At 74.4% G+C, this 6,992-nt stretch carries 7 protein-coding genes; 3 read left to right on the forward strand and 4 right to left on the reverse strand.

The genetic code is table 11. The annotated features are described in order from the left end of the window. The first annotated feature begins 214 nt into the window (after positions 1-214). A complete protein-coding gene (locus tag ACRYR2_RS24830) occupies positions 215-1,393 on the forward strand; it encodes a benzoate/H(+) symporter BenE family transporter (protein ID WP_432565677.1) in 1,179 nt (392 codons plus the stop codon). Between the two features lie 138 nt (positions 1,394-1,531). Here ACRYR2_RS24830 and ACRYR2_RS24835 read toward each other — a convergent pair whose 3' ends face one another. Beyond that, positions 1,532-2,473: a hypothetical protein gene (locus ACRYR2_RS24835; protein WP_432565678.1), complete on the reverse strand. Its 942-nt coding sequence runs from the start codon at positions 2,471-2,473 to the stop codon at positions 1,532-1,534. A 349-nt stretch (positions 2,474-2,822) separates the two neighbouring features. Here ACRYR2_RS24835 and dusB point away from each other — a divergent pair, with 349 nt between their 5' ends. Continuing rightward, positions 2,823-3,989 carry a tRNA dihydrouridine synthase DusB gene (gene dusB, locus ACRYR2_RS24840; RefSeq protein WP_432565679.1) on the forward strand — a complete coding sequence of 389 codons (1,167 nt, stop codon included), beginning with the start codon at positions 2,823-2,825 and terminating at the stop codon, positions 3,987-3,989. Then, the gene (locus ACRYR2_RS24845; protein ID WP_432565680.1) at positions 3,986-5,230 is read left to right on the forward strand and encodes a deoxyguanosinetriphosphate triphosphohydrolase; all 1,245 of its coding nucleotides are present in this window, start codon (positions 3,986-3,988) and stop codon (positions 5,228-5,230) included. The genes dusB and ACRYR2_RS24845 overlap by 4 nt, the downstream gene beginning before the upstream one ends. A gap of 4 nt (positions 5,231-5,234) precedes the next feature. Here the strand turns inward: ACRYR2_RS24845 and ACRYR2_RS24850 are convergent, their stop codons facing one another. From ACRYR2_RS24850 to ACRYR2_RS24860, 3 genes are all read right to left on the reverse strand, one after another. Continuing rightward, positions 5,235-5,870 (reverse strand): DUF4190 domain-containing protein, encoded by a 636-nt coding sequence (locus ACRYR2_RS24850; protein WP_432565681.1) that lies wholly within the window; start codon positions 5,868-5,870, stop codon positions 5,235-5,237. Beyond that, a complete protein-coding gene (locus ACRYR2_RS24855; RefSeq protein ID WP_432565682.1) occupies positions 5,867-6,364 on the reverse strand; it encodes a hypothetical protein in 498 nt (165 codons plus the stop codon). Before ACRYR2_RS24855 ends, ACRYR2_RS24850 begins: the two co-directional genes overlap by 4 nt. A gap of 61 nt (positions 6,365-6,425) precedes the next feature. Next, complete coding sequence (locus tag ACRYR2_RS24860; protein ID WP_432565683.1) at positions 6,426-6,935, reverse strand: CoA-binding protein; 510 nt, start codon at positions 6,933-6,935, stop codon at positions 6,426-6,428. Positions 6,936-6,992: the final 57 nt, after the last annotated feature.

Below are 6,992 nucleotides of genomic sequence, written 5' to 3' on the forward strand. Positions count from 1 at the left end.
TGTCTTTGCGGTGTTTGGTGTTGGGAGTGATGGTGCCCCGGGTGGGCGTCCCCCCCCGCACCCGCCCCCCCCCCCCCCCCCCCCCCCCCCCCCCCCCCCCCGCCCCCCCCCCCCGTCCGTGCGTCCGCGGCACCCCCGCACACGCCCCACCCACCCCGAGCCGTTCCAGTAGCGTGCGCGCCATGGCGGAACGTCCCAGCACCGGCGAGGTGGCGTGAGCACCACCGCCCCCACCCGCGACCTCACCCAGCCGATCACCGCCGGGATCGTCGCCGCCCTCACGGGTTTCGCCTCCTCCTTCGTCCTCGTCCTCGCGGGTTTCGCCGCCGTCGGGGCCTCCCCGGAGCAGGCCGCGTCGGGCCTGTTCGCGCTGTGCCTGGCCCAGTGCGCCCTGGCCTGCCTGCTGTCCTGGCGCACCGGCCGGCCCCTGTCGTTCGTGTGGTCCACCCCCGGTGCGGCGCTGCTCGTCGCCGCCCAGGGGAGGACCGGCTCCTACGAGGCCGCCGTCGGCGCCTTCCTCGTCTGCGCCGCGCTGTTCGTCGTCACCGGGGCCTGGCCCTGGCTGGCCCGGCTGGTGCGCAGGGTTCCGCCGCCGGTGGCCGGGGCGTTGCTGGCCGGGGTGCTGTTCCCGTTGTGCCTGGCCCCGGTGACCGCGCTGCAGGTGCAACCCCTCGCGGCCGTGGCGGTCGCCGGAGTCTGGCTGGTGCTGCGCCGGGTGCGGCCGGCGCTGGCCGTCCCGGCGGCCATGGTCGTCGCGCTCGCCGCGACGCTGCTCTCCCTCGACGGAACCCCGGCGCTGGACTGGGCCCCGCGGCTCGTGCCCGTGCTGCCCGAGGCGGACCCGTTCGTCATCGTCTCGCTCGGTGTGCCGTTGTACGTCGTGACGATGGCCGGCCAGAACATCCCGGGCTTCACGATCCTGGAGACCCTCGGCTACCGCGACGTCCCCACCGGCCGGGTGCTCGTCGGCGCCGGTGTCGGCAGCGCGGGCGCGGCGCTCTTCGGCGGGCACGCGGTGAACCTGTCCGCGCTCGCGGCGGGGATCATCGCCGGGCCCGGCGCCTCCCGCGACCCCTCGCGGCGGTGGATCGCCGCCGTCGCCGGGGGAGCGGGCTACCTCGCGCTGGGCCTGCTCGCCGCCCCCATCGCCGGCCTGGTCGGCAGCACCGACCCCGTCCTGGTCGAGGCCGTCGCCGGGCTGGCGCTGCTGGACTCCTTCGTCGGCGGGCTCGTCTCGGCGCTCGCGGACGCCCCGCAGCGCGTGACCGCGGCCCTGACGTTCGCCGTCGTCGCCTCGGGTGTGGCGTTCGGCGGGGTGGGCAGCGCGTTCTGGGGTCTGGTGGTGGGGCTGGTGGTGTTCTGGTGGGTCCGGCGGCCGGCCACGAGCTCCTGAGCAGGGGGCCACGAGTTCGGGCGCGATGTCACCGCGTGCGCGGTGATCGGGCGCGATGTCACCGCGTGCGCGGTGATCGGGCGCGATGTCACCGCGCGCCCCTCCCGCCACAGGCACGCCGACCCCGGGCAGACGAGCTCAACCCGCCGCCCGGCGTGCCGCTCGTGTGAGCGTCCGGCGCACGACGTCGAGGAAGCCGTCGGGGTCTGCGAGGAGGTCGGCCGGCGCGATGGTGATCAACACGATGCCGGCCGCTGCGTAGCGTCGTTGCTTCTCCTGCGTCCGGCGGATGTCGGCCAGGGTGGAGTGCCACTTCAGGCCGTCGATCTCCAGGGCCACACCGAGGTCCGGCCAGTAGGCATCGGCCTGCCCCACCCACTTCCCGTCCACCACCACGTCCTCGTTCCACAAGGGCTGAGGCAGGTCGGAGCGGGAGATGATCTGCAGGGCGTTCCCCTCCGCCGCGCTTGCCGTGCCCACGCTGGCCTCCTTCAAGACTGCTCGCGGGACGGCCGTTCGCTGACGTGGGCCGGCGTAGACCTCCTCCCGCAGCTCGACCAGGGTGCACCGGCCCCGTTGCAGAGCAGCACCGAAGAGTTCACGGACGCGGTCGATGTCGTCGGCGGCCTGACGGGCCGCGTCGGCCACGGCCCGTGCGACCGGCGCCACGTCCAGCCCGGCGCGGCGGCGCCGGCTCGGCATCCGCGTCGTCCGCTCCACCACGACGAAGTCCTTCGACGTGCGGTGTTCGACGTGCGGGACCAGGACGAGGACGTCCGGATCGAGGTCGATGCGCTGTCCGAGGATCCCGTGCAGGTCGAGCGCATGAGTGCCCGAGATCACTGCGTTCGGACCGCAGAAGGCGAGTGCGGCGCGACGCCGTTCCTCCGTGTCCGGAGTGCCGCGGTGCGCCAGGACCACGGCGGGCAGGAGCCTGCTCCAGGGACCGTACTGAGCCCAGCGGATGACGGTGCTCCGTGGAACACCGAGGGCCATGAGCTGCTGGTGGGTCGCGACGCCGCCTTGACGTCGCATCAAAGCGTCGACGGAGGCGGTGTCGAAGCGGCGGGGTCGAGGCACCTGCGCAGCCTGCTCTGCCGCACGGCCGCTGTCGCCGGCCTCGGCTGCACTTGTGGACGAAGAGGGGGCTGGGGCGCCTGTGGAGCAGGCGATGACGTCCGGGGCGAGCGCCAGGGGTTCGAGCGCGATGTCACCGCGTGCGCGGTGATCGCGCGCGAGGTCACCGCGCGCCGGATCCGAGCCGGCCGCGGAATGGAAGCGATGTCACCGCGTGCGCGGTGATCGGGCGCGAGGTCACCGCGCGCCGGAAAGGGGCGCGCGCGTTCGAAGGGCGGGCGCCCGGACCGTCGACGTGCCGGTTCCCGGGCAGCCGCGCCGCGGCACCCGCGCGGGCGGTCACAATGGGGGGGTGAGTGCACCCACCCTGACCGCCGTCGAGCCGCTGCGGATCGGACCGCACGTCTCGCCCACGCCGGTCGTCCTGGCGCCGATGGCGGGCATCACCAACTCCGCGTACCGGCAGCTGTGCCGCGAGCACGGGGAGGGCTTCTACGTCAGCGAGATGATCACCTCGCGCGCACTGGTCGAGCGCACGCCCGAGACGATGCGGCTGATCACCTTCACCGCCGACGAGCGTCCCCGCAGCCTGCAGCTGTACGGCGTGGACCCGCTCACGGTGGCCAAGGCCGTCGAGATGATCGTGGCCGAGGACCTCGCCGACCACGTCGACCTCAACTTCGGCTGCCCCGTCCCCAAGGTCACCCGCAAGGGCGGTGGGTCGGCGCTGCCGTGGAAGGCGGACCTGTTCCGCCAGATCGTCCGCGGCGCCGTCGCCGAGGCCTCCAAGGGCGGCATCCCGCTGACGGTGAAGATGCGCAAGGGCATCGACGACGACCACCTCACCTACCTGCAGGCGGGCCTGGCCGCCGAGCAGGAGGGGGCCTCGGCCGTGGCGCTGCACGGGCGGACGGCCTCGCAGCACTACTCCGGACAGGCCGACTGGGAGGCCATCGCACGCCTGAAGGAGACCGTCACCTCCATCCCGGTCCTGGGCAACGGCGACATCTGGAGCGCCGAGGACGCCCTGGAGATGGTGCGGCGCACCGGCTGCGACGGGGTCGTCGTCGGACGCGGCTGCCTGGGCCGGCCCTGGCTGTTCGCCGACCTGGAGGCCGGGTTCGCCGGCCGCGAGGAACGGGTGAAACCGGGGCTGCGTCACGTGGTGGGCGTGCTGCGCCGGCACGCCGAACTGCTCGTCGAGTTCTACGGCGACGAACTGCGCGGCTGCCGCGACATCCGCAAGCACATCTCCTGGTACCTCAAGGGGTACGCCGTCGGGGGCGACATGCGCGCGAAGCTGGGCCTGGTCGACACCCTCGAGGCCCTCGACGAGCTCATCGCGGGCCTCGACCTCGACCAGCCCTACCCGGGCGAGGCCGCGGAGGGGTCGCGCGGCCGGGCCGGGTCACCGCAGGCGCGGGTCGCGCTGCCGGAGGGGTGGCTGGAGTCGCAGGAACTGACCGGAGCCGCCGCCGAGATGATCCGGCAGGCCGAACTGTCGGTGTCCGGCGGATGAGCGCGGGTTACGGCTCCGGCGACGTCGAACGCTGGGCGCAGGAGCCTCCCAAGAAGCACGGCCGCAGCGCGTTCGCCCGCGACCGCGCGCGGGTCCTGCACTCCTCGGCGCTGCGGCGGCTGGCCGCCAAGACGCAGGTCGTGGGCCCCGGCACCGACGACTTCGTCCGCAACCGGCTGACCCACTCCCTCGAGGTCGCCCAGGTCGGGCGCGAACTGGGGGCGGCGCTGGGCTGCGATCCCGACGTCGTGGACACCGCGTGCCTGGCGCACGACCTGGGGCACCCGCCGTTCGGGCACAACGGCGAACGGGCGCTGGCCGAGGCCGCCGCCGATACCGGGGGTTTCGAGGGCAACGCCCAGACCCTGCGGATCCTCACCCGGCTCGAACCCAAGTCGGTCGCGGCGAACGGTTCCCCGGTCGGGCTGAACCTCACCCGCGCCAGCCTGGACGCCTCGACGAAGTACCCCTGGCTGCACGGCAAGGCGCCCCGCGTGACGTCGAAGTTCGGCGCCTACGCCGACGACGCCGAGGTGTTCGCGTGGTTGCGCGACGGGGCACCGGAGAACCGGCCGTGCGTGGAGGCGCAGGTCATGGACTTCGCCGACGACGTGGCCTACTCGGTGCACGACGTCGAGGACGCCGTCGTCGCCGGGCACGTCCGGCTCGACTGGCTGGCCCGCGCGGAGATCCGCGCCCGCGTCGCCGCCCAGGTGCGGGACTGGTACGTCGCCGACGCCACCGACGACGCCGTCGACGCCGCCCTGCGACGGCTGTCGACGTCGGGTTTCTGGGCGCAGGAGAAACCGGGGGAGGTGTTCGGTGGCCGCCGGCACCTCGCGGCGCTGAAGGACATGACGTCCCAGCTGATCGGCCGGTTCGCGAACGCCGCCGAGCACGCGACGCGGGCGCAGTACGGCGACGGCCGGCTGACCCGGTACGCCGCCGACGTCGTCGTCCCGAGCGAGACGGTGCTGGAGGTCGCCGTCCTCAAGGGGGTCGCGGCGACGTTCGTCATGAGCGCGCAGGAACGCCAGCCGTTCTACGCCCGCCAGCGCGAACTCCTGCACGAACTGCTCGCCGCGCTCGTCGAGCGCGGCCCGGACGTGCTGGAACCGCCGTTCCGGGAGGACCACGCCCTCGCCGTCGACGACGCCGCCCGCCTGCGGGTGGTCGTCGACCAGGTGGCCTCCCTCACCGACGTCTCCGCGCTGGCCTGGCACGCCAGGCTCACCGGCTGAGGGCTCACGGGCCGACGGTGGCGTCCCCCTGCAGGACCGACCCGGACAGCTCGCCGCCCCAGCCGTGGATCGTGCACTGCACGAGGTGGCTGCCCTCGGCCCAGTTCTGCTCGAGCGGGTAGAAGTAGCCGTACTCGAAGTCGTCGGGGTCCAGACCGGCGGCCTCGACCGCGTCACCGGCGTCGGCGGCGCACTGGTCCTCGGCCAGGCCGACGAGGGAGTCCTCGCCCGGGTACGCGCCGCCGCCCAGGTCGATCACCTCGAGCACCTCGCCGTCGTGGCGGTCCGCGCAGGCGGTGCGCTGGACGGTCCCGGTCAGCCCCTGGTCCTCGCCGGTGTCGAAGCAGTCGCCGCTGGCCAGGTCGTCGATCGCGACGGTGCCCGTCCGCAGAGCCGGCAGCGTTCCGCTCGCCACCCCCACGACCAGCAGCACCGCGGCCGCGGACGCCGCGAGCATCTGCAGCCCGCCCAGCACCATCCCGGCGACGGCGAACCCGCGCCCGGGGGTGCGCCGCGATCCCGTGCGGTGCAGGCCGACCGCGCCCAGCGCGAACGCCACCGGTCCGATTCCCACGACGCCCGTGACCAGGGCGGCGATCGAGAAACCGTCGGTCGACGCGGCACCCGGTGGGCGACTCACTCGAAGGGGTCGGGCGGGTGCGGGCCGTCGAGGTCGCCGGCCGTCCACGAGCCCGTCATCCACGCCTCGGAGGCGGCCACCAGCAGGCACCGCACGCGGGAGTCCCCGACCTGCAGGCGGTCGTCGGGGTAGACCGAGGCGTAGGTGACGAGCGCCGCGTCCAGGTCGGCGACGACGGCCGAGACCTCGCGGGCGCACGAGGAGTTCGCGATCCACCGGCGACGTTCCTCGTCGTCCTCGCGGCCCGGGTCCACGACGGCGACCACCTCGGCCTGGTGGCCGGCCGCGCACGGGACGACGTCCCGTCCGGCCAGGCACGTCCCGACCGGCCAGGGTGGGCTCTCAGCGACGCGGACGGCCTGCGGTGCGGTCATCGTCGTCACGTCGTCGTCGAGCCGGGTCGCGGCGCGGGCGGCCAGTCCCAGGAGGCCGAGGAACTGCACGGCCAGGGTCAGGCCGACGCCGGCGAGGATCCAGGGGGTTCTGCGGGGCACACCGGAACGCTGGATGCGTTCCGGTGTGCGCGGGCCCGGCGCGGAGCCGCCTGTGGAGAACTCAGCGGGTGCGGCGCTTGGCCGAGATCACGCCGGTGTCGAAACCGGCCAGGTGCAGACCGCCGTGGAACCGGGCGTGCTCGATCTTCAGGCAGCGGTTCATGACGACCGAGACGCCGTTCTCGGCGCCGCGGCGGGCGACGGCCTCGTCGGCCAGGCCCAGCTGCATCCACATCACCGGCGACCCGACGGCGATGACGTCGTCGAGGACGGCGTCCAGCTCGCTGGGGCGGCGGAACACGTCGACCAGGTCCGGCACCCCGGGCAGCGCAGCCAGCGACGGGTAGCTGGGCCGGCCCAGGACCTCGGTCTCGTTCGGGTTGACGAACCAGAGCTCGAAGTCGGAGTCGGCCAGCAGGTACGTCGCGACGAAGTACGACGCGCGGGAGGGTTTGTTCGACGCCCCCAGGACCGCGACGGTCTTGGTGCGGCGCAGGATGCGCAACCGGTCGCCGGGGGGGGGGGGGGGGCCCCCCCCCCCCCCCCCCCCGGCCCGGGGGGGCGGAGGCACCCGGCCGGCGGGTGGGGCGCCCGCGGGGGACCGGGGCCGTGGTTCCGGTGGGGGGCG

Origin of the sequence: Kineococcus deserti (genome assembly GCF_050871945.1) — a bacterium.
Taxonomy (GTDB): domain Bacteria; phylum Actinomycetota; class Actinomycetes; order Actinomycetales; family Kineococcaceae; genus Kineococcus.